The 18,896-nt window shown below is 70.3% G+C and carries 17 protein-coding genes, 1 tRNA gene and 2 pseudogenes; 14 read left to right on the top strand and 6 right to left on the bottom strand.

What is annotated here, in order from left to right:
* The first annotated feature begins 392 nt into the window (after positions 1 to 392).
* Complete coding sequence (locus tag QNO09_RS18935) at positions 393 to 932, top strand: SigE family RNA polymerase sigma factor (RefSeq protein WP_283971370.1); 540 nt, start codon at positions 393 to 395, stop codon at positions 930 to 932.
* Positions 932 to 1,762 carry a hypothetical protein gene (locus QNO09_RS18930; protein ID WP_283971369.1) on the top strand — a complete coding sequence of 277 codons (831 nt, stop codon included), beginning with the start codon at positions 932 to 934 and terminating at the stop codon, positions 1,760 to 1,762. The genes QNO09_RS18935 and QNO09_RS18930 overlap by 1 nt, the downstream gene beginning before the upstream one ends.
* A gap of 53 nt (positions 1,763 to 1,815) precedes the next feature.
* On the opposite strand, the pseudogene QNO09_RS18925 reads toward QNO09_RS18930, so the two are convergent.
* Positions 1,816 to 1,939: pseudogene (locus QNO09_RS18925) on the bottom strand (DNA-binding response regulator); the annotation flags it as partial.
* Positions 1,940 to 2,024: 85 nt separating this feature from the next.
* Here QNO09_RS18925 and QNO09_RS18920 point away from each other — a divergent pair.
* The 3 genes and pseudogenes from QNO09_RS18920 to QNO09_RS18910 form a co-directional block, all read left to right on the top strand.
* Positions 2,025 to 2,318, top strand: a complete 294-nt coding sequence (locus QNO09_RS18920) for an integrase core domain-containing protein (protein ID WP_283971383.1) — start codon at positions 2,025 to 2,027, stop codon at positions 2,316 to 2,318.
* Positions 2,319 to 3,535: 1,217 nt separating this feature from the next.
* Positions 3,536 to 4,276 (top strand): hypothetical protein, encoded by a 741-nt coding sequence (locus tag QNO09_RS18915; protein ID WP_283971368.1) that lies wholly within the window; start codon positions 3,536 to 3,538, stop codon positions 4,274 to 4,276.
* 669 nt (positions 4,277 to 4,945) lie between these two features.
* Positions 4,946 to 5,194 (top strand): annotated as a pseudogene (locus QNO09_RS18910) (winged helix-turn-helix domain-containing protein); the annotation flags it as partial.
* Positions 5,195 to 5,708: 514 nt separating this feature from the next.
* Here the strand turns inward: QNO09_RS18910 and QNO09_RS18900 are convergent.
* Positions 5,709 to 5,840: a hypothetical protein gene (locus QNO09_RS18900; RefSeq protein WP_283971367.1), complete on the bottom strand. Its 132-nt coding sequence runs from the start codon at positions 5,838 to 5,840 to the stop codon at positions 5,709 to 5,711.
* Positions 5,841 to 5,948: 108 nt separating this feature from the next.
* On the opposite strand from QNO09_RS18900, the gene QNO09_RS18895 reads away from it, so the two are divergent.
* Positions 5,949 to 6,146, top strand: a complete 198-nt coding sequence (locus QNO09_RS18895; RefSeq protein ID WP_283971366.1) for an integrase — start codon at positions 5,949 to 5,951, stop codon at positions 6,144 to 6,146.
* Between the two features lie 181 nt (positions 6,147 to 6,327).
* Here the strand turns inward: QNO09_RS18895 and QNO09_RS18890 are convergent.
* Positions 6,328 to 6,400: transfer RNA gene (locus QNO09_RS18890), tRNA-Arg, on the bottom strand.
* A gap of 321 nt (positions 6,401 to 6,721) precedes the next feature.
* Between QNO09_RS18890 and QNO09_RS18885 the strand changes: the two genes are divergently transcribed.
* The 4 genes from QNO09_RS18885 to QNO09_RS18870 all read left to right on the top strand — a co-directional run bounded on the left by QNO09_RS18885 (position 6,722) and on the right by QNO09_RS18870 (position 12,721).
* Positions 6,722 to 8,329, top strand: coding sequence for a dynamin family protein (locus QNO09_RS18885; protein WP_283971365.1), 1,608 nt, complete (start codon positions 6,722 to 6,724; stop codon positions 8,327 to 8,329).
* 3 nt (positions 8,330 to 8,332) lie between these two features.
* Positions 8,333 to 10,159 carry a GTP-binding protein gene (locus QNO09_RS18880; protein ID WP_283971364.1) on the top strand — a complete coding sequence of 609 codons (1,827 nt, stop codon included), beginning with the start codon at positions 8,333 to 8,335 and terminating at the stop codon, positions 10,157 to 10,159.
* A 396-nt stretch (positions 10,160 to 10,555) separates the two neighbouring features.
* On the top strand, positions 10,556 to 11,032 hold the full coding sequence (locus tag QNO09_RS18875; RefSeq protein WP_283971363.1) for a single-stranded DNA-binding protein: 477 nt from the start codon (positions 10,556 to 10,558) through the stop codon (positions 11,030 to 11,032).
* Between the two features lie 282 nt (positions 11,033 to 11,314).
* Entirely contained in the window at positions 11,315 to 12,721 is a 1,407-nt protein-coding gene (locus QNO09_RS18870) for a Cys-Gln thioester bond-forming surface protein (protein WP_283971362.1), read from the top strand.
* 61 nt (positions 12,722 to 12,782) lie between these two features.
* Here QNO09_RS18870 and QNO09_RS18865 read toward each other — a convergent pair whose 3' ends face one another.
* A complete protein-coding gene (locus QNO09_RS18865) occupies positions 12,783 to 12,908 on the bottom strand; it encodes a hypothetical protein (protein ID WP_283971361.1) in 126 nt (41 codons plus the stop codon).
* 410 nt (positions 12,909 to 13,318) lie between these two features.
* Between QNO09_RS18865 and ettA the strand changes: the two genes are divergently transcribed.
* From ettA to QNO09_RS18850, 3 genes are read left to right on the top strand one after another with little or no spacing between them, the layout of a single operon-like run.
* Positions 13,319 to 14,983, top strand: a complete 1,665-nt coding sequence (ettA, locus tag QNO09_RS18860) for an energy-dependent translational throttle protein EttA (RefSeq protein WP_283971360.1) — start codon at positions 13,319 to 13,321, stop codon at positions 14,981 to 14,983.
* Positions 14,984 to 14,989: 6 nt separating this feature from the next.
* Complete coding sequence (locus QNO09_RS18855; protein WP_283971359.1) at positions 14,990 to 15,403, top strand: acyl-CoA thioesterase; 414 nt, start codon at positions 14,990 to 14,992, stop codon at positions 15,401 to 15,403.
* Positions 15,400 to 16,068: a DUF8010 domain-containing protein gene (locus tag QNO09_RS18850; protein ID WP_283971358.1), complete on the top strand. Its 669-nt coding sequence runs from the start codon at positions 15,400 to 15,402 to the stop codon at positions 16,066 to 16,068. The genes QNO09_RS18855 and QNO09_RS18850 overlap by 4 nt, the downstream gene beginning before the upstream one ends.
* A gap of 18 nt (positions 16,069 to 16,086) precedes the next feature.
* Here the strand turns inward: QNO09_RS18850 and QNO09_RS18845 are convergent, their stop codons facing one another.
* Entirely contained in the window at positions 16,087 to 16,500 is a 414-nt protein-coding gene (locus QNO09_RS18845; RefSeq protein WP_053671759.1) for a globin, read from the bottom strand.
* Positions 16,501 to 16,559: 59 nt separating this feature from the next.
* On the opposite strand from QNO09_RS18845, the gene QNO09_RS18840 reads away from it, so the two are divergent.
* Positions 16,560 to 17,543, top strand: a complete 984-nt coding sequence (locus tag QNO09_RS18840; protein WP_283971357.1) for a methyltransferase domain-containing protein — start codon at positions 16,560 to 16,562, stop codon at positions 17,541 to 17,543.
* Positions 17,544 to 17,549: 6 nt separating this feature from the next.
* Here QNO09_RS18840 and QNO09_RS18835 read toward each other — a convergent pair whose 3' ends face one another.
* Complete coding sequence (locus QNO09_RS18835) at positions 17,550 to 18,872, bottom strand: FHA domain-containing protein (protein ID WP_283971356.1); 1,323 nt, start codon at positions 18,870 to 18,872, stop codon at positions 17,550 to 17,552.
* Between the last annotated feature and the right edge of the window lie 24 nt (positions 18,873 to 18,896).

The raw sequence follows: 18,896 nt of genomic DNA, 5'->3' as shown, positions 1-18,896 counted from the left end.
AGACAGCCAAACGCGCTGAATCGATCAAGGAGCACCGAGCTCAGCGAGGATAAACGCCAAGCTAAGGGCATCAAGGGCTTGGTCGGGGGCCTGTCCTGCGATGGAGGGAGGCAGACGCCTGGCGGACGGTCGATGGGTTCCCCGCTGTTCCCCGTGGTTCCCCGCAGCATCTGGCACGCGTCTGGCACGAGTCATTCGTCGTCGCACTGACCTTCCCCTCGTAGCGTTGAGGCTGTGGCTGCCGCGGAAGGTGCCGGTGCGGCAGGCGTGAGGCCACGGCCGCGCGGGCCTGCCGCACAATCTCCGGGCCCGAGGCTCGAAAAAAATCCTCCGCGCGGCGGTGCAACGAAATCCGATCCTCATGGACTCCTTCAACCATCTAGGAGGTGCCCATGAGGGATCGGAAAGAGGCTCGGGACGCGGAGTTCCAGAGCTTCGTCGTCGGCCGCTGGCCACGGTTGCTGCGCACGGCTTTCCTACTCACGGGGGAGCAGCATGCCGCGGAGGACCTGGTCCAGTCGACGCTCGAACGGGCCTATGCGGCCTGGCGCAGGGTCGGCGCGGCCGACGACCCCGACGCGTACGTACGGTGCGTGATGATCAACGCGCACGCCCGCAGGCACCGCAGACGCCTCAAGGAGTTCCTGGCGCCGAAGGACGACTCGGGCCTCACCCACGAACTGCCCGACGCCGACGACCGCATCGCGCGGGCGGACGACCGCGGCGCGCTGCTGACGGCGCTCGCCGCACTGCCCGCGCGCCAGCGGGAGGCGGTGGTCCTGCGGTACTGGGAGGACCTGAGCGAGGCGCAGGCGGCGGAGGCCATGGAATGCAGCGTCGGCACGGTGAAAAGCAACACGGCGCGGGGGATCGCGAAGCTCCGCGCCCTGCCGGGACTGGCCGAGGCACTCACGAACGGAGGGCGGAAGTGATGAGCGCGGACAGGGAGACGAACCACGATATGACGTACGACGAGGCGCACACGGACATCGCCCTCCTGCTGGCGGACGCGGCGGACGAGGTGGAGGTCGGCGCGGCCCCCTATCAGGCGGTGGTACGGGGAGGGAGGCGCCGCAAGACGCGCCGCTGGGCGGTTGCCGCGGCGGCCGCGGCGGTGATCGCGGGGTCCACGGGGACGACGCTGGCGCTGGCGGGAGGCACGGGCGGCGGGCACGGGGCGGGGCAGGTGGCCGCGCGGCCCTCGGCGGGGACGGCGAAGCAGAGTCCCGAACGGCGGGTGACGACTCTGGCCAGGGGCACGGACCACGGCAGGAAGTGGAAGGTCGACGCTGCCGTCTGGACCGCGCCGAAGACCACGGCGGAGGCACGCGCCCAGCTCGCCGAGATGGCCCTGTACGGGGAGAAGCCGGTCGATGTGGAGAAGGCCTCGGACCTGGTGGGCGAGAGCTGGTTCTTCGTGCACCTGACCGTGGGGGGCAAGTCGTCGACGGTGATCCTGAGACTATTCAGTAAGGACGGCCTGGTCTCGGGCAAGGATCTCGAGGCGTACTCGAGGCCGTTGGACACCGACCGGGTCGGCGCCCCGCAGCGCCTGGTGATCGGGCAGGTCGCCCGGACCGTCCAGGAGGTCACCTGCACCTGGGGCGACGGCACGAAGACCCGGGTGGAACGGGCCGCTGCGGGGGCCGGCGACTTCAAGAACCTGATCCGCGAGGTGGACGGCTCCCAGAAGGACTGGTTCGTGTGCCTGGGACCGGACGGAGTGAACTACAAGAAGGCGGAGGTCACGGGGGTGAGGTGAGCGATGCGGGCAGGGCCGCGGCAGGGGTCACAACCCCCGCCGCGGCAGCAGGGTCACAACCACCCCTGCTGCCGCGCCTCCCGCATTGCCTTTATTTTGGTTGCGGGTGCCTGTCTTGCCGATCGCGGAGGAGAGGTAGTTGCGGACCTTGGACTCCGAGAGGTGGAGCTTGGCCGCGACGATCTTCCACAGCGACCGCGGCGCGGAGTACACGTCCGAGGCGTACAACAAGCTCTGTGACCGCCTGGGCGTGGTGCAGTCCATGGGACGCGTGGGGTCCGCGCTGGACAATGCCGCCGCGGAGAGTTTCAACTCGCTGATCAAGGTCGAGTACATCCACCGCCGACAATTCGCGACCCGGACCGAGGCCCGCCTGAAGATCGCCACATGGATCACTGGGTTCTACAACCCGCGACGAAGGCACAGCGCGGCCGGCGGCCTACCGTGTCGGCACTCGTCGTCGTCAGCATCGGTGGGGCTGCGGTGCTGTGGGCCGGTGTCGTGTGGTGGCTCAGTCTTCGTCCCTTGGCGGGGAGCTTGCGTCTCGTACTTGTAGCGAATGCACTTGCGGCATGTGTGCTCGCTGCGGTGTCTGTGGCTGCAGCAAGTGTGCTTGTCCTGCTCACCCTTGTGGCGGTCGCGATTGATGTCGCTGCTTTCGCGGGCAGTCAGACCGTTGCACTCAGACGACTGGCGCGCGAACTGACTTGACGAGTCAACGCGAGTGCAGCCAAGTGCTGATCGCCCCGGAGGCAGCCGCCGAGGACTCCTTGCACGCTCGTCACGGCGGCCGTCCTTCACCCCGACCACGTGAGTAAAGACGCACCCCGTGTGGAACGCGGATCCACAGGTCTTGACAATTCCTCTTCCAACCTGTGGTGGTGGGATGGTGGGTTGGGTGCAGGGGCGTTCACCTGCGTTCATGGGCGGCTGGCCCTGCGATCGGCTTCCGCCTTCGATCCCGTCTGAATGGCCGTGAACGGCGCTGAATGAGACGGAAACTGAGACGGTCGGCCGAGGGCATTACGAGGGTGTGACCACGGCCAGTTGAGGCCTCGCTGCACTGCATGGCCCGATAGTTCTGCGGAGGACAGTCGGCCGGTGACCACCGTGTGGTGGTCACCGGCCGGTGCGAGTCATCCGCCGAGGTGGTGGTGAAGGTGTCGCCCTGTGCGGGATCCGGAGAGTCGGTTCGTTCTCAGACCGCTGTGATCTTGGCGAGCGGCTTGTTGGCGGCCCAGCAGGGTGACATACGGCAGACGAGTGAATTCCTGCCCAGGGAAACGCAAAAAGACGCCCTCTTCGAGAGTCGTGTTGCCTCCGTGACGAGTTGCCGGAAGAGCGGGGTGGGGGTGGTCACCCGTGGGTGCCGACTGTCAGCGTTGGTCGGCTTCGCACGGCCCAGGGCGCCGGGCGGTCGCGATCACTGCGTTGTACGGGCGGACGTGACTGGAAGTGGGGACGCGCAGGTCACTGCCTTGCGCCGGCAGGCCAGCTACTGATGATCTCAGCGTCAAGTCGCCGGACGGTCGCCGAGACCTCCAGGTCAGGCACGCCTTCGTTGGGCGACCTCACGCCCGGAATCTCGGCAATTGAGGTATCTCAACTGCAGCAGACCAAGGGTGACCACACCACGCGGCACAGACCTGGCACGCCTGCCGCTCCGGTTGTGCCTGCATGGCGAGGCATCTCGCTACAGTCGTAGGCCCGCTTCTGGCGCGAAGTTTTGGCCGTTCGGGTACCTCAGAGTGACGCTAGTCGCACAATGTCATCATGTCGACGCCAACGCAGCGCACCGAGAAGCGCTTGATTTTTCAGAACTGTCAGCTAGGAAACAGCGACCTAAAAAGAGTGTTCGCGCTCGCATCTGAGGGCACTGACCCGGCTAGCGTTGAGGTATCGACGCAGCGGAACTCGACACGCTATAGCGCCTCCGACCTTGACGGACTTATCAATTCCCTGAATTCGGCAAATGTAGGCGGGGATCTAAAACTATGGGCCTATGTTCTAGTTGAGGCCAGCGATACGACGGGGGACCGGCGCGTTTCCTTGAGCGTAGAAACTCGCCGAGTGGAGTTCTCCGTCTCCGGAAAAGACGAGACGTGGGTCCTAGGGCAGGCGGCGCGACTCCAACTGTTCCTGGAGCAGGCCGGAGGAAGAGTCGTCATCGAACAGAAGGCGAGCCCTTGGTTCTACATTTGGTCCCTTTTGGGTGCTGGCTGGATCCTTGGCGTGCTCGGCCTGATGCAGGACCGAGGAGGCAAGGAAGCCGGAAAGGACTTCTGGATCTATGTAATGGCGCCAACTTTTGGCCCTATTTTCTTGCTCCTGTTTGCATGGCTATTCTTCACCTCGCGGGCAGCTAGGCCAATTCTCCGCGTCACCGAGGATGTCACCCGCGGATCTGTATGGAGCCGCCTCAATGCAGCAAATCGAATTGCCTTGGCTGGACTGATTGCCACTACGATAATTGGCGTGGCCGCAGTAGTAGTGACCGTGTTTTCGGGGCAATGAACCGTCGCAAATCACTCAGGCAACGCTGACTATGGAGGTCATACACGCCTTGCCCAACCTGACCCGGCGGGCCGAGATGTCGGCTGGGTGGCAGCCGTGCGCGGCACGCGCAAAACAGGTCGTTGCCGACCTCGTGTCGCCACTCGTCATCAACCCACCACCGGCCCAAGCTCCCATCCCGTCTGCCGTCGACCCACACACCGTGGAGCGGGCGTGGTTCATGGCGTCCAGGTGGAGCGCGCCACTGTACGAACGACCTGGACGCCATGGGCCGCGTCTGCTCGGCTCTGCCTGGGTCGACGGCAGACGGGATGGGAGCTCCCCGCGCCCGCCACTCACGGCCGGCACTCGCGAGCGGCGCCCCCGCCATCTCGGAGCCTGAGCGCCCCCGCCGGAGGCACGTCTTTGACCAGTGGGTGACTTCTTCGCTTCTGCCCGCTGCACCTAGCGCGCCGCCGGGCGCGGCCAGCCGGGGCGCAGACAGGAGGCAGGCCGCGCCGCAGAGGCGGCGCGCGCCCGCGCCGTGCGCGGGCCTTGATGGATGTAGGGAAAGTTCTACCGCGCTCCCATGTGATCGTCTGGTCCCGGCTGTGTCTACTCACGTGAGTGCTCTGGCGGCTACGCCTGTGTCGCTCGACATAGCTCGGCGACAAGGAGTGTGCTCAACGGATGGGACCGAAGTCGGAGCGGGTCTACCGCACGATCCGCGAGTGGATCTCGACGGGGAAGTACTCGCCTGGTTCCAAGATCCCGTCTGAGCGCACCCTGTCCGAAGAGCTGGACATCGGCCGTACGGCTCTGCGCCAGGTGCTGGCGAAGCTCGTCGCCGAGGGCGTCATCGAGGTGCATGGCCGTAGCTCCTACCGGGTGCCGGATCGGTCTGTGACCACTCAGGCGCCGGCGGACGTCGAGCCGTGGCTCGCGGGCCATGTGCGCCTGAGTGAGGTCGCAGTGCAGCCCTGCGGACGCTCGTATGAACGTCGGGTCGGCTGTGTCCAGGGCTGTGTAGAGGCTCTGGACTGCTTCGTGGTCGCCGATCAGGGCGAGCGCGTTGCCGCGCCATCTGGCGAGGTGCCCCTCGTTGAGGAAGATACTCAGCATGTCCGGGTCGCGGGCGTCCTCACCCGGGGGCAAGGACCTTACGGCGCTTTCCAGTGCGCGCTTGCAGTCGTCGGTCAGACCGGCTCGGGCGCATATCTCGGCTTCTGCGGCGTGTAGCCAGGCTGTAAGGCGTGGGGACATGGCCGTGCCGCCGAGTCGCTGTGCCTCGCGTATCAGCTGCACCGTCATGGGAGCGCGTCCGGCGTCGCAGAGTACGTAGGCCTGCTACCAGTGGTGCGAGCTGCTGATCCACACCGCGACTCCAGAGGTCGGAAAGCAGTGGACAGACACAGGGGAGATCCATGATCGGCGGCGTCAGGCTCGGGCAGGGTCACGTCAGCGCGACCTGAAAGGCCGTGCTGAGGGCGAGACCCGCACTGTCCCGGGGCATCCCGCCCTCACGCGCATCCTTCGGCAGCACATCGAGGTCGAAGAGCTCAAGCCGGGTGACCTGCTGTTCCAAGGCGAGTCTGGAGGCATCCTCGCCGGTTCCGTCATCCGTCGGGCGTGGCGCAATGCCCGTAAGGCCGTACTGCCCCCGCACGTCTTCGAGTCGCCCACCGGGCGGCGCGTGTACGACAACCGGAACACGCGCCTGACGAAGTGGCTGAACGACGGGATTCCACCCGCCCAGGTGGCCGAGTGGGCTGGGAACAGCGTTGCCGTGCTCCTGGCGACCTACGCCCGCTGCGTCGAGGGCCAGCTGCCCGACCTGAAGCGGCGGCTCGAAGCTGCCGGAGATCTTCCCGAGCGGCCGTCCGCCGACTGACCTCGCGGCCCGCAGAAACTTCGACACGTATTCGACACGGCCACCCGCAAAAACCCGGTAACAGCCGGACAGCCCCGGAAACCGCCCTTGATCATCAAGAGGGCGCCCGGGGCTTCGCCGCACCACCCCGCACCCGCCCTGACCAGCAAAAAGCCCTCCCCAAAGGGAGGGCGGAGACTTGCGCCCCCGGCAGGACTCGAACCTGCGGCCAAGCGCTTAGAAGGCGCCTGCTCTATCCACTGAGCTACGGGGGCCGGGTGTGGTGGCCTCTGTCGTGGTGCCCGGGTGTGGGCCGATCCGTGACGTTGCCGGGGACAAGGATAGGGCTCCCGCGTCCTTGTCCCTGTTGCTTCGCCTCCGTGGCTCGATGTGGAGGTTCAGTGAAGCGGTCCTGATAATCGCAGGCAGGTACGAATCGTGCATCGCTTTTGGCGTCAGAGGCATCGGGTGTTGTGCACTCGTTATGCCTGCGGTGCGCCTGTGTCCCAGTCGTCCCTTCCGTCCCTTGTGTTCTGTCGGCGCGCAGACATGCTCATATGCTTCAGAATTCCCCTAAAATTGGGCATTCTTCACATGTGGTGACCTTGGACGTACGGCCTCAGCTGCTCGACGCACTCTCCGCCCTGCGCGACCGTGTCGCCGCCGCACGCTTCCCGCTGCCCCTGGCGGGGGCCCCACGCGCGCGTGCCAACCGCGACGAACTCCTCGCGCAGCTCGACGACTACTTGGTGCCCCGCCTGCGGGAGCCCGAAGCGCCGCTTCTGGCCGTCGTGGGCGGGTCGACCGGAGCCGGGAAGTCGACGCTCGTGAACTCCCTCGTAGGACGGCGGGTCAGCGAGGCGGGCGTGCTGCGGCCGACGACACGCACCCCCGTGCTGGTCTGCCATCCGGAGGACCATCACTGGTTCAGCGGGATGAGGGTGCTGCCCGACCTGACCCGCGTGTGGGTCCCCCAGTCGGACTCCACGGACGACCTGCTGCTCCCCGGCGAGAACCCCGCGCGCGTGCTGCGCGTCGAGACCGCCGAGAGCCTGCCGCCCGGCCTCGCCCTCCTCGACGCACCCGACATCGACTCCCTAGTCGCCGACAACCGCGTCCTGGCGGCCGAACTCATCTGCGCCGCCGACATCTGGGTCATGGTCACCACCGCCGCCCGCTACGCCGACGCCGTCCCCTGGCACATGCTGCGCACCGCCAAGGAATACGACATCACCCTCGTGACGGTCCTCGACCGCGTGCCCCACCAGGTCGTCCACGAGGTGTCACGGCAGTACGGGGCCCTGCTCACCAAGGCCGGACTCGGCGAGGTGCCGCGCTTCACCGTGCCCGAACTGCCCGAGTCCGCCTGGGGCGGCGGGCTCCTGCCGGCCTCCGCCGTCGCCCAGTTGCGCACCTGGCTGGTCCACCAGACCCAGGATCCCGCGGCCCGGCAGCACGTCCTCGCCCGCACGGCGTACGGCGTCCTCGACTCCCTCAAGTCCCGGATGCCCGAGCTCGCCGGTGCCGCCGCCGCGCAGCACGCCGCCGCGCTGCGGCTCACCTCCGCCGTGGAAGGGGCGTACGACAGCGAGCACGCGCGCGTGCGGGGCCGGTTGCACAGCGGCGCGGTCCTCGCCGGGGACGCGCTCAAGCGCTGGCGCGCCTTCCCCCTGGACTGCACCGCGGCCGAACTCCTCGACGCGCTCGTGGAGAGCCTCAGCGCGCTGCTGCTGTGCGCCGTCACCGCCGCCGACGAGCGCGTGGACGACGCCTGGCGGCGCGAACCGGCCTCCGCCGCGCCGGAACTCGCCGCACGCGACACCGGCGCGGACAACGCCGAGCACCGCATCGGCCTCGCCGTACGCCGCTGGCGCCGCGAACTGGAGGAGCACGCCGAGGACGAGGTGCGCGAACTCGACCGCAACCTCGCACCCGACCCCGAACTGGTGGCCGCCCTGGTCGCCACCTCCCTGCTGGGCGGCCGCCGGGGCCGGACGGCCGGGGAGGGGCTCGCCGAGCGGATCGGCGCCCACGGGGCGCTGCGGCTGCGCGACCGCGCCGGGCGGCTGCTCACCGAGCACGTGGACCGGGTCCTGTACGCCGAACGCGAGCGCCGGCTCGCCCCGCTCGACGCGCTGGACGTCCACCCCGAGCCCCAGGCCGAACTCATCGCCGCGCTGTCCGTACTGCAGAAGGAGAGGTGACCGGTGACCGCCGTCACTGACCACGACCCCACGGACCACGCCGATCAGCCGGACGACGAGGCAGGCAGGACGAGGTCCGCCAAGAGCCCCTCACGGGGCGCCCTCGACGGCGAGCGCGCGGCGCGTACCGACGCGGCGGAGGCCTGGGACGACGGGCTCATCGCGCGCCGGGTCAACGAGACAGCCGAAGGAGACCGGTTCCCCATGACGGACCACCGCTCCGCCGTCCCTCCGACGGTGACCCCGCTGGTGTACGAGGGGCCGCTGCGCTCCCGGCTGGAGGCCCTGCGGGAACTCGTCGGGCTCTCCCGCACCCGCCTCGACAGCCGGACCCTCTCGGAGGCCGGCCGCGTGCTCGACGAGGCGTCGGCGCGCCGCAGGCTCTCCGGGCAGCACACCGTCGTCGCCATCGCGGGCGCCACCGGCAGCGGCAAGTCGCAGCTGTTCAACACGCTCGCCGGGGTCACCATCTCGGAGACCGGCGTACGCCGTCCCACCACCGCCGCCCCCCTCGCGTGCAGTTGGAGCGACGGGGCCGCCGGCCTCATCGAACGGCTCGGGATCCCGCCCCGGCTGCGCCGCCGGCCGCTGCCGACCGGGGACGGCGAGTCGCCGCTGCGCGGACTCGTCCTGATCGACCTGCCCGACCACGACTCCGCGGCCGTACAGCACCGCGAGCACGTGGACCGCATCCTGGCGCTCGTCGACGCGGTCATCTGGGTCGTCGACCCGGAGAAGTACGCCGACGCCGTCCTCCACGAGCGCTATCTGCGGCCGATGGCGGCGCACGCCGAGGTCATGTTCGTGGTCCTCAACCAGATCGACCGGCTGCCCGGCGAGGCCACCGAGCAGGTCCTCGACGATCTGCGGCGGCTCCTCGACGAGGACGGCATCGCCCTCGGCGAATACGGCGAACCGGGCACGACCGTGCTGGCGCTGTCCGCCCTCACCGGGGACGGCGTCGGAGAACTGCGGGAGGCGCTCGGCCAGTTCGTGTCCGAGCGGGGAGCGCCCGCCCGGCGTATCTCGGCCGACGTCGACATGGCGGCGGCGCGGCTGTGGCCCGTCTACGCCACCCAGCGGCGGACCGGGCTCAGCGAACAGGCCAGGGAGGAGTTCTCCGACCGGCTCGCGGACGCGGTGGGCGCCACGGCGGCGGGTGAGGCGGCCGAACGCGCCTGGCAGCGCAACGCCAACCGCGCCTGCGGCACCCCCTGGCTGCGGCTGTGGCGCTGGTACCAGGACCGCGGCGAGCCCACCACGGGCCGGCTCCCGTCGCGCACGCAGGCCGACGAGGAGGCCACCGCCCGTCAGCGGGTCGAGCAGGCGGTGCGGACCGTCGCCGACCGGGCCTCGGCCGGGCTTCCCGCGCCCTGGGCACAGGCGGTGCGCGAGGCGGCCGTCCGCGGCTCGCAGGGGCTGCCCGAGGCGCTGGACGAACTGACCGTGCGGGCGGGCGTGCCGACGGGGCGGCCACCGCGGCCGGGGTGGTGGCCGGTGGCCGTACTGACCCAGGCGTCCATGACGATCCTGCAGTTCCTGGGCGGGCTGTGGCTGCTGGGGCAGATCGTCGGGGTCATGTCACCGAACCTGGGGGTGCCGGTGCTGCTGATGGTGATCGGCATCGTCGGCGGCCCGCTCATCGAGTGGAGCTGCCGGCTGGCGGCCCGCGGCCCGGCCCGGCGCTACGGCCTGGAGGCCGAACGCCGGTTGCGGGAGGCGGCAGCCGGATGCGGCAGGGCCCGGGTCCTGGACCCGGTGGCGGCGGAGCTGCTGCGGTACCGGGAGGTTCGCGAGCAGTACGGGAGGGTGGTGGGCGCGGGGCGGTGAGGCCGTGACGGTGAGGTGGTGGGGGATGGTGGGGCGCCGGGCGGGCGGTGAGGCGCAGGTGGCAGGCGACAGGTGATTGGTGACAGGTAGTTGGTGATCGGTAGTTGATGACAGGCGACAGGCGACAGGCGACGCTACGGCGGTGAGGCGCCGGGTGGGCGGTGACTCCGGGTCGGGGCGGCTGTGACGGGCCGCGGAGGTGCCGTCGTCGCGACTCGGGGGCCATCCGGTGCCATCCCTGTGGGTGGCGGCGTTGTCCACAGGGCGGGGGTGGTCCACAGCGCTCAGCGGGTTCGGCCCGGCGGCGGCAGTCTGGCAGACACAGCCGTACGGGACGGGCCCGTACGCGTGTCGGCCCGGTGCGGGTGCCGTGGTCCGGGCGAGGGAGGGGTTCGCATGAACGAGACGATGGTGTGCGCGGTCGGCAGGGTGGCGACGCAGCCGGTGTACCGGGAGATGGCGTCCGGCCCGTCGGCGAGGTTCCGGCTGGCGGTGACCGCGCGCTACTGGGACCGCGAGAAGAACACCTGGACGGACGGGCACACGAACTTCTTCACGGTGTGGGCCAACCGGCAACTGGCCACCAACACGGCCGCGTCGCTGACGGTCGGAGAGCCCGTGATCGTGCAGGGCAGGCTGAAGGTGCGCACCGACGTGCGCGAGGGGCAGAACTGGACGTCGGCGGACATCGACGCGGTGGCGATCGGCCACGATCTGGCCTGGGGCACCTCGGCCTTCAGGCGCGCCGCCAAGACCGAGACCGGGCCCTCGGCGACGCAGCCGGAGCCCAACTGGGAAACACCGTCGCCGGATTCCGCGAGCCCAGGGGGTAAACAGTCTCAACACGAGCCGGAGCCAGCCGTATTGGCGTGACAGTCCGTCGTCGACGGCGACTGCCCGAACTGTGGCTTATCGACGAGTGTGCACCGAACAGTCAGGGGTGGATTTGTCGATAAGCCCTGCTCACCTGCGGACTTGGCGATAACGATTCCGAGTCGGATCACTCGTCCGACCGTCTGATCGGCGGGCGGTGCCCCCCGCGTCCCTAGGATGCCGGACATGGCTCTCGGGACTCTTGCGTCCGGTGAGGCTTCTGATTCTGCAGGTGGGACCGTCCCCCCCCACGTCAACGGGTCCTGCTCGAAAGGGAATTTGGTGCTTGCTTCGTTCTCTGAGCTGTTCCTGCGAAGGCGAGGGGCTGCTCGCCTCGCCACCGCGACGGTGGTGTCCGGGCTCGTCGCCGCCGGCGGGCTGGCCGGTGCCGGCCGGGCGGCCGCCGACGAGACGACGCAGAGTCAGGGCGGAGCGGCCGCGACGATAGGCGGTCTCAAGACGTACGGCGCGGCCGTCATACACGCCGCCACCGGCGACCAGGAGATCCCGGCGGGCCTGTTCGAGATGTCCGTCGACGGCGGCGGCATGCTCCAGACGTACTGCGTCGACCTCCACAACCCGACCCAGCGGGACGCCAAGTACCACGAGACGCCGTGGAGCGGCACGTCCCTGGGCGTCAACAAGGACGCCGGCAAGATCCGTTGGATCCTGCAGAACTCCTACCCGCAGGTGAACGACCTCGCGGCGTTGGCGCGGAAGGCGGGCGTGCGCGGTGCGATGACGGAGCAGGACGCGGCGGCCGGTACGCAGGTGGCGATCTGGCGCTACTCGGACGACGTGGCCGTCGACGCCCTGGACCCGCAGGCCGAACAACTCGCGGACTACCTGGAGAAGAGCGCCCGCAGTCTGCCCGAGCCCCGCGCCTCGCTCACCGTCGAGCCGCCCGCGGTCTCCGGCCGGCCGGGCGAGCGGCTCGGTCCGGTGACGGTGCGCACCAACGCCGGCAGCGCGACGGTCACCCCGCCCGCGGACGCCGCGACGAGCGGGGTACGGATCGTCGACCAGCAGGGCAAGGCCGTCACCACGACGTCCGACGGCGGGCAGGTGTTCTTCGAGGTGCCCGAGGACGCGGCGGCGGGCACGGCGGAACTGACCGTACAGGCCTCGACCACCGTGCCGGTCGGCCGTGCCTTCACCTCCGAGAGCCGCAGCCAGACGCAGATCCTGGCCGGCTCCAGCGAGTCGACGGTGTCCGCGACGGCCGGGGCGACCTGGGCGAAGCAGGGGCCGGCCCCGGCGCTGACGGCGGCGAAGGACTGTGCCGGGGGCGGGGTCGACATCATCGCCTCCAACAAGGGCGACGAGCCGTTCACGTTCGAGCTGGCCGGTCTGGAACACACCGTCGCCGCGGGCGAGTCCCGCACGGTGACGGTCCCGCTCCAGGAGGACCAGGCCTACGACTTCACGGTCCACGGCCCCGGCGGCTTCGAGAAGCGCTTCACCGGCACGCTGGACTGCCGGACCCGCGGCAGCGACACCGGCACCACCACCCAGACCCTCAGCGAACCGAGCCCGATGACCGTGGGCGGCACGGCCTCCGACACCAACCTCGCCGAAACGGGCAGCTCCGGCATCACCCCCCTGATCGCGGGCGTCGCCATCGGCCTGGTCCTGATCGGTGGAACCACCCTGATCGTGCTGCGTCGCAGGGAGGCGGCGGGGGAGTGACGACGACGAACGGCCGGTCGACGGCCAGCACCGTCAGCTGACGGCGGCTGCATCTCGGTGATCAGCCGAAGACGAGCACGAACTCCTCGCCCAGGCGGACCGTGACGACGGCGAGGCGGCGGGTCTCATCGATACGCCGCCGCAGAACGTGATCACTGCCGTCGCGAGGAGGGTGGTGCTCATCCACTCGCGAGGGCGCGTAGCCACCCGGCGAGCACGAAGAAGTCGGTCTCCAGGAGACAGAGATCCCGATCAACCGATAGTCGCATGGCCTGTCGAGGGCCGGGTGGGGCGGTGCTTCGGGCGCGTCCATGCCAGTCGCGGATGACGCGATCAACGGCTGCCGTTCACGTCGCGGCGGCGGCCCAACCCCACGCACGCTGCCCGCAAGCGATCAATCCTGGGCCGCCCCTGCGCCGTCCGAGGGCGCCCAAGGCCGACCAAAGGCGACCGGCAGTGACAGTCGCCCGGCAGTCGGTATCCGAGAAAGGCCAGGTCAGCCGCCCCCGGTCATACGCGTTTCCACCCAGGCCTAGCGGTACGGCAAGATGGGGTGTATCTGCCCACTGCCAGTTTCAAGCTGCCGGACGGTTTCTCTTGGCTGAGTTCATTTACACCATGCGCAAGGCGCGCAAAGCGCACGGCGACAAGGTGATCCTCGACGACGTGACGACCAGCTTCCTGCCGGGGGCGAAGATCGGCGTCGTCGGCCCGAACGGCGCCGGCAAGTCGACGATCCTCAAGATCATGGCCGGCCTTGAGCAGCCGTCCAACGGTGATGCCTTCCTCACTCCCGGTTACACCGTCGGCATCCTGCAGCAGGAGCCGCCGCTGACCGAGGACAAGACCGTCCTGGAGAACGTCCAGGAGGGCGTCGCCGGGATCAAGGGCAAGCTCGACCGGTTCAACGAGATCGCCGAGCAGATGGCGACCGACTACACCGACGAGCTCATGGACGAGATGGGCAAGCTCCAGGAGGACCTGGACCACGCCAACGCGTGGGACCTGGACGCCCAGCTGGAGCAGGCCATGGACGCGCTGGGCTGCCCGCCCGGCGACTGGCCCGTCACCAACCTGTCCGGCGGTGAGCGCCGCCGCGTCGCGCTGTGCAAGCTGCTGCTGGAGCAGCCCGACCTGCTGCTGCTCGACGAGCCCACCAACCACCTCGACGCCGAGTCGGTGAACTGGCTGGAGCAGCACCTGGCCAAGTACCCGGGCACCGTCGTCGCGGTCACCCACGACCGGTACTTCCTCGACAACGTCGCCCAGTGGATCTGCGAGGTCGACCGCGGTCGCCTCTACCCCTACGAGGGCAACTACTCCAAGTACCTGGAGACCAAGGCCGCCCGCCTCAAGGTCGAGGGCCAGAAGGACGCCAAGCGGCAGAAGCGGCTCAAGGAAGAGCTGGAGTGGGTGCGGTCCAACGCCAAGGGGCGTCAGGCCAAGTCCAAGGCGCGTCTGGCCCGCTACGAGGAGATGGCCGCCGAGGCCGACAAGATGCGGAAGCTGGACTTCGAGGAGATCCAGATCCCGCCGGGCCCGCGCCTGGGCAGCATCGTCGTAGAGGTCAGCAACCTCAGCAAGGGCTTCGGCGACAAGCTGCTCATCGACGACCTCAGCTTCACGCTGCCGCGGAACGGGATCGTCGGCATCATCGGGCCGAACGGTGCCGGCAAGACGACCCTGTTCAAGATGATCCAGGGCATCGAGGAGCCGGACTCCGGATCCATCAAGGTCGGCGACACCGTCAAGATCTCCTACGTCGACCAGAGCCGCGAGAACATCGACGCGAAGAAGTCGCTGTGGGCGGTCGTCTCCGACGAGCTGGACTACATCAACGTGGGCCAGGTCGAGATGCCGTCCCGTGCCTACGTCTCGGCCTTCGGGTTCAAGGGGCCGGACCAGCAGAAGGCCGCCGGCGTGCTCTCCGGCGGTGAGCGCAACCGGCTGAACCTCGCGCTCACCCTCAAGCAGGGCGGCAACCTGCTGCTCCTCGACGAGCCGACGAACGACCTCGACGTCGAGACCCTCAGCAGCCTGGAGAACGCGTTGCTGGAGTTCCCGGGTGCGGCCGTGGTCGTCTCCCACGACCGGTGGTTCCTGGACCGGGTCGCCACGCACATCCTCGCCTACGAGGGCGAGTCCAAGTGGTTCTGGTTCGAGGGCAACTTCGAGTCGTACGAGAAGAACAAGATCGAGCGGCTCGGCCCGGACGCCGCTCGTCCGCACCGTGCCACCTACAAGAAGCTGACCCGGGGCTGATCGATCTTGCGGCACATCTACCGCTGCCCGCTGCGCTGGGCGGACATGGACGCGTACGGCCACGTCAACAACGTGGTGTTCCTCCGCTACCTGGAGGAAGCCCGTATCGACTTCCTGTTCCGCCCGGAGAAGGACTTCAAGCAGGGGTCCGTGGTGGCACGCCATGAGATCGACTACAAGCGGCAGCTCGTCCACCGGCACCACCCGGTGGACATCGAGCTGTGGGTCACCGAGATCAAGGCCGCGTCCTTCACCCTCACCTACGAGGTGAAGGACGGCGACCAGGTCTATGTGCGGGCCTCGACGGTGATCGTGCCGTTCGACTTCCAGGCGCAGCGCCCGCGCCGGATCACCGCGCAGGAACGGGAGTTCCTGCGTGAGTACATGGAGGACGCCGAGGAGGAGGCCGTCGCCGCATGACGGTGCTCCACCTCGCCGACGAGGGGGAGGCGGCGGATCTAGCGGCCTTCCTCTCCCGCCTGCTCCACTACGACCGTGGAGCCGCGGTGCGGCTGCAGGCGGCCGGCACCGCGCTGGCCGTCTTCGGGCGGCCCCCCTCGTTCGAGGTGCTGGCCGTGCGGGCGGTACGGCTGGGGAAGCCGTACGAGGAGGGGCTGGAGGTCACGCTGGATGTGACCGTCTCGGCCGGTGAGTTGCTGGAGACGGTGGACGAGAGCGCCGGGACCGTCGTCGTGCCGGGGGCCGTGACCGGGCCGCCGTGGGCCGGTGTGCTGCCGCCCCGCGGTGGCTGGCGGGCCGAGCCGGGACTGCCCGCTCCGGACGCCCTGGGGGCCCTGGTGGCCGCCGTCGTCGCCGAGTTCCGTTCGCGGACGGGGGAGTTGCCCGCCGAGCGGCGGACCCGGGACGAGCTGGACCGGATCGGGCGGGACATCTGGTCCCGTACGGTCGGGGACACCCGGCTCCCCGTCCGGGCCGTGCACGCGGCGCAGTCCCTCGGGTTCCTGCGGCCCGGAGAGCCGCCGGCTCTGTTCTCCTCGGGCGCGTGGCTGAGGCTGCGCACACCGTACGGGTCCGTCGCCGTCCGGCGTGCCGGGCTCGGGGCGCTGGACGTCAGCGTCCGCTGACCGGCCCCCCGGCGGGCGTCAGCCCGCGGTGTTGACCATCGAGGCCGCCGCGTACGTCAGGTAGTTCCACAGCGTGTGCTCGTGCTCCTCGGACAGGCCCAGCTCCTCGACGGCGACGCGCATGTGCTTCAGCCACGCGTCGTGCGCCGCCCGGTCGACCGCGAAGGGCGCGTGCCGCATCCGCAGCCGGGGGTGGCCGCGGTTCTCGCTGTACGTCGTGGGGCCGCCCCAGTACTGGATGAGGAACAGCACGAGACGCTCCTCGGCCGGGCCCAGGTCCTCCTCGGGGTACATGGGCCGCAGCAGCGGGTCCTCGGCGACTCCCTCGTAGAAGCGGTGGACGAGCCGACGGAAGGTCTCCTCCCCGCCGACCTGCTCGTAGAAGGTCTGCTCCTGAAGCGTGCCGCGCCGAATCTCATTCACGCGATCCATGGTCTCAGACGCCCCGGCATAGGACTCAAGACCTAGGTCCTTGCCCCTACTGTGGAGACATGGGCGGCTACGGACCCGGCAGGCAACTCGACGGTCTCGCCGCCGTCGCGCGGGCGGCACTGGTGCGGCGGATCGAGGCGAGCGGGGTCTGGGCCGCCGATCCGGGCTGGCGGGCCGCCTTCGCGGCGGTCCCGCGGCACCTCTTCGTGCCGTACTACTACGTCGGTGTCGCCGGCGGCTACGAACGTCGCTGGGGCGAGAGCGCCGACCGGGGGGCGCGGGAGCGGTGGCTGCGGGGCGCCTACGAGGACACCCCGCTGGCCACCCGGCTGCGCGACGGCGAGCTGCTGTCCTCCAGCAGCCAGCCGTCCCTGATGGCGGACATGCTGGCCGCGCTGGACGTCGCGGACGGCCACACGGTCCTGGAGATCGGCGCGGGCACCGGCTACAACGCGGCGCTGCTGGCCCACCGGCTGGGCGACGACAAGGTCACCACCGTCGATCTCGACCCGGAGATCACCGAGTCGGCGCGCAGGCACCTGGCCGCGGCCGGGTACCACCCGGTCGTCGTCACCGGCGACGGCGCCCGGGGTGTGCCGGAGCGCGCGCCGTTCGACCGGATCATCGCGACCTGCGCCCTGAGCACCGTCCCGTGCGCCTGGGTGGCCCAGAGCCGCCCGGGAGGCCGGATCCTGATGCCGCTGGCCACCGGCCTGATCGTGCTGACGGTGACCGGCGCCGGGGACGCCGAGGGACGCTTCCTGCACACCCCCGCCTACTTCGTGCCGCTGCGCGGGACCGGCCGGCCCGGGGGCGAGTCGGCCCAGCTGGGCGGGGTGCCGCGCCGGGCCCGGGAGGACGACCTGTTCCGCTTCCTGCTGGCCCTGACCCGCGGCAGCCTCGATCCGCAGGAGGCGCACGCGCTGTGGGAGCAGGAGGGCCGGCCGCAGCGCGAGCGCTACGGCATCACCGTCCGGGGTGAGCGGGAGTGGGCCTGGCTGGACGACCCGGAGGGGCCGTACGCCTGGCCCCTCCCGTCGTGACGGGGCTCAGCCGCGGCGGATCGTGATCGTCGTCCAGGCGCCCACGTGCACCCGGTCGCCGTCCTGGAGCGGTACCGGGACGAACGGCTGGATCGGTTCCTCCGAGCCGTTGACCGTCGTGCCGTTCGTGGAGTTCTGGTCGACGACCGCCCAGCTGCCGTCCGGCTGCTGGACCAGCACCGCGTGCTGGTGCGAGACGCCCGGGTCCTCCGGCGGCACCGACAGGTCGATGTCGGGGGTGTCGCCGGTGGAGTGCCGCCGGCGGCCGATCGTGAGCTGGTTGCCGGTGAGCCGGCGCTGCTGCTCCGGCGAGTACGCGGGCAGGTTCAGGCCCGCGGCCTCGGGACCGGAGCGCTGCATCATCGCCATGAAGTAGTCGCGGTCCGGGCCGATGGTCGCCGTCCACGTCGCGGGTCCCCGCGGCGGCTGGGGCTGCTGCGGGAAGCCGCCGGGGCCGGGAGGGGCCTGGGTCGCGCCGGGCTGCGGGTAGCCGTAGCCGCCCTGACCGGGGCCGCCGGGGCCACCGGGACCGGACGACGGCGGGGAGATCACCCAGTCGTCCTCACCGCCGCCGAAGGACGGACCGCCCTGCTGCGGAGGCCGCTGCGTCTCCTGCGGGTATCCGGGCGGGGCCGGCGGGCCGGACTGGTGGTAGGCCTGCGGAGCGCCACCGGGACCGCCGGGACCACCCGGACCGCCGGGTCCAGGCGGAGGCGGGACCGGCCGGGAGGGGTCGGCACCGAATCCGGGCGGGCCGGGAGGGCCGCCGTGACCGCCCGGGCCTCCGTGGCCGCCAGGACCGCCGGGGCCCGGGTAGCCGCCGGGGCCGCCCTGGCCGGGGCGGCCGGACGGGTCGCCGCCGAACGGCGGGATCGGCTCGGCCGGGCGGTTCATCTGCGAGGGGCGGGAGCCCTGGTACTCGTAGGAGTCACCGCCGCCGTACGACGGCCCGGGCGGGCCCTGCCGGCCCGGCGGCTGGAAAGGCCCACCCGGACCGGGCGGCGGGGCCGCGGGCGTGTACGACGTCGCCGTGTTCGTCAGGAAGTTCCACCGGCACTCCTCGCAGAACGGGGCGCCGCCCTCACGCGGCGTACGGCACTGCGGGCAGAGTTCCGGCTCGGCGTTCGGTACGGCGGACAGGTGCGGCGGGCGTCCGCCGGGCCGGCCACCGGGGCCCTGGGGGCCGCCCGGCCCGGCGGGGGGCGGGAAGCCGTAGCCGCCGGGCGGCGGCGGGGGAGGAGGCGGAGGCACGGCACCCGCCATGCGGTGACCGCAGACCTCGCACCAGTCGTCGGAACCCGACTGGTGTCCGTTCGGGCAGGTCGGCATGTCGGCGCGTCCCTCCTTCGATCT

This window comes from Streptomyces sp. 378 (assembly GCF_030124145.1).
Classification (GTDB): domain Bacteria; phylum Actinomycetota; class Actinomycetes; order Streptomycetales; family Streptomycetaceae; genus Streptomyces.
This window is presented reverse-complemented; position numbering and strand designations above follow the sequence as displayed.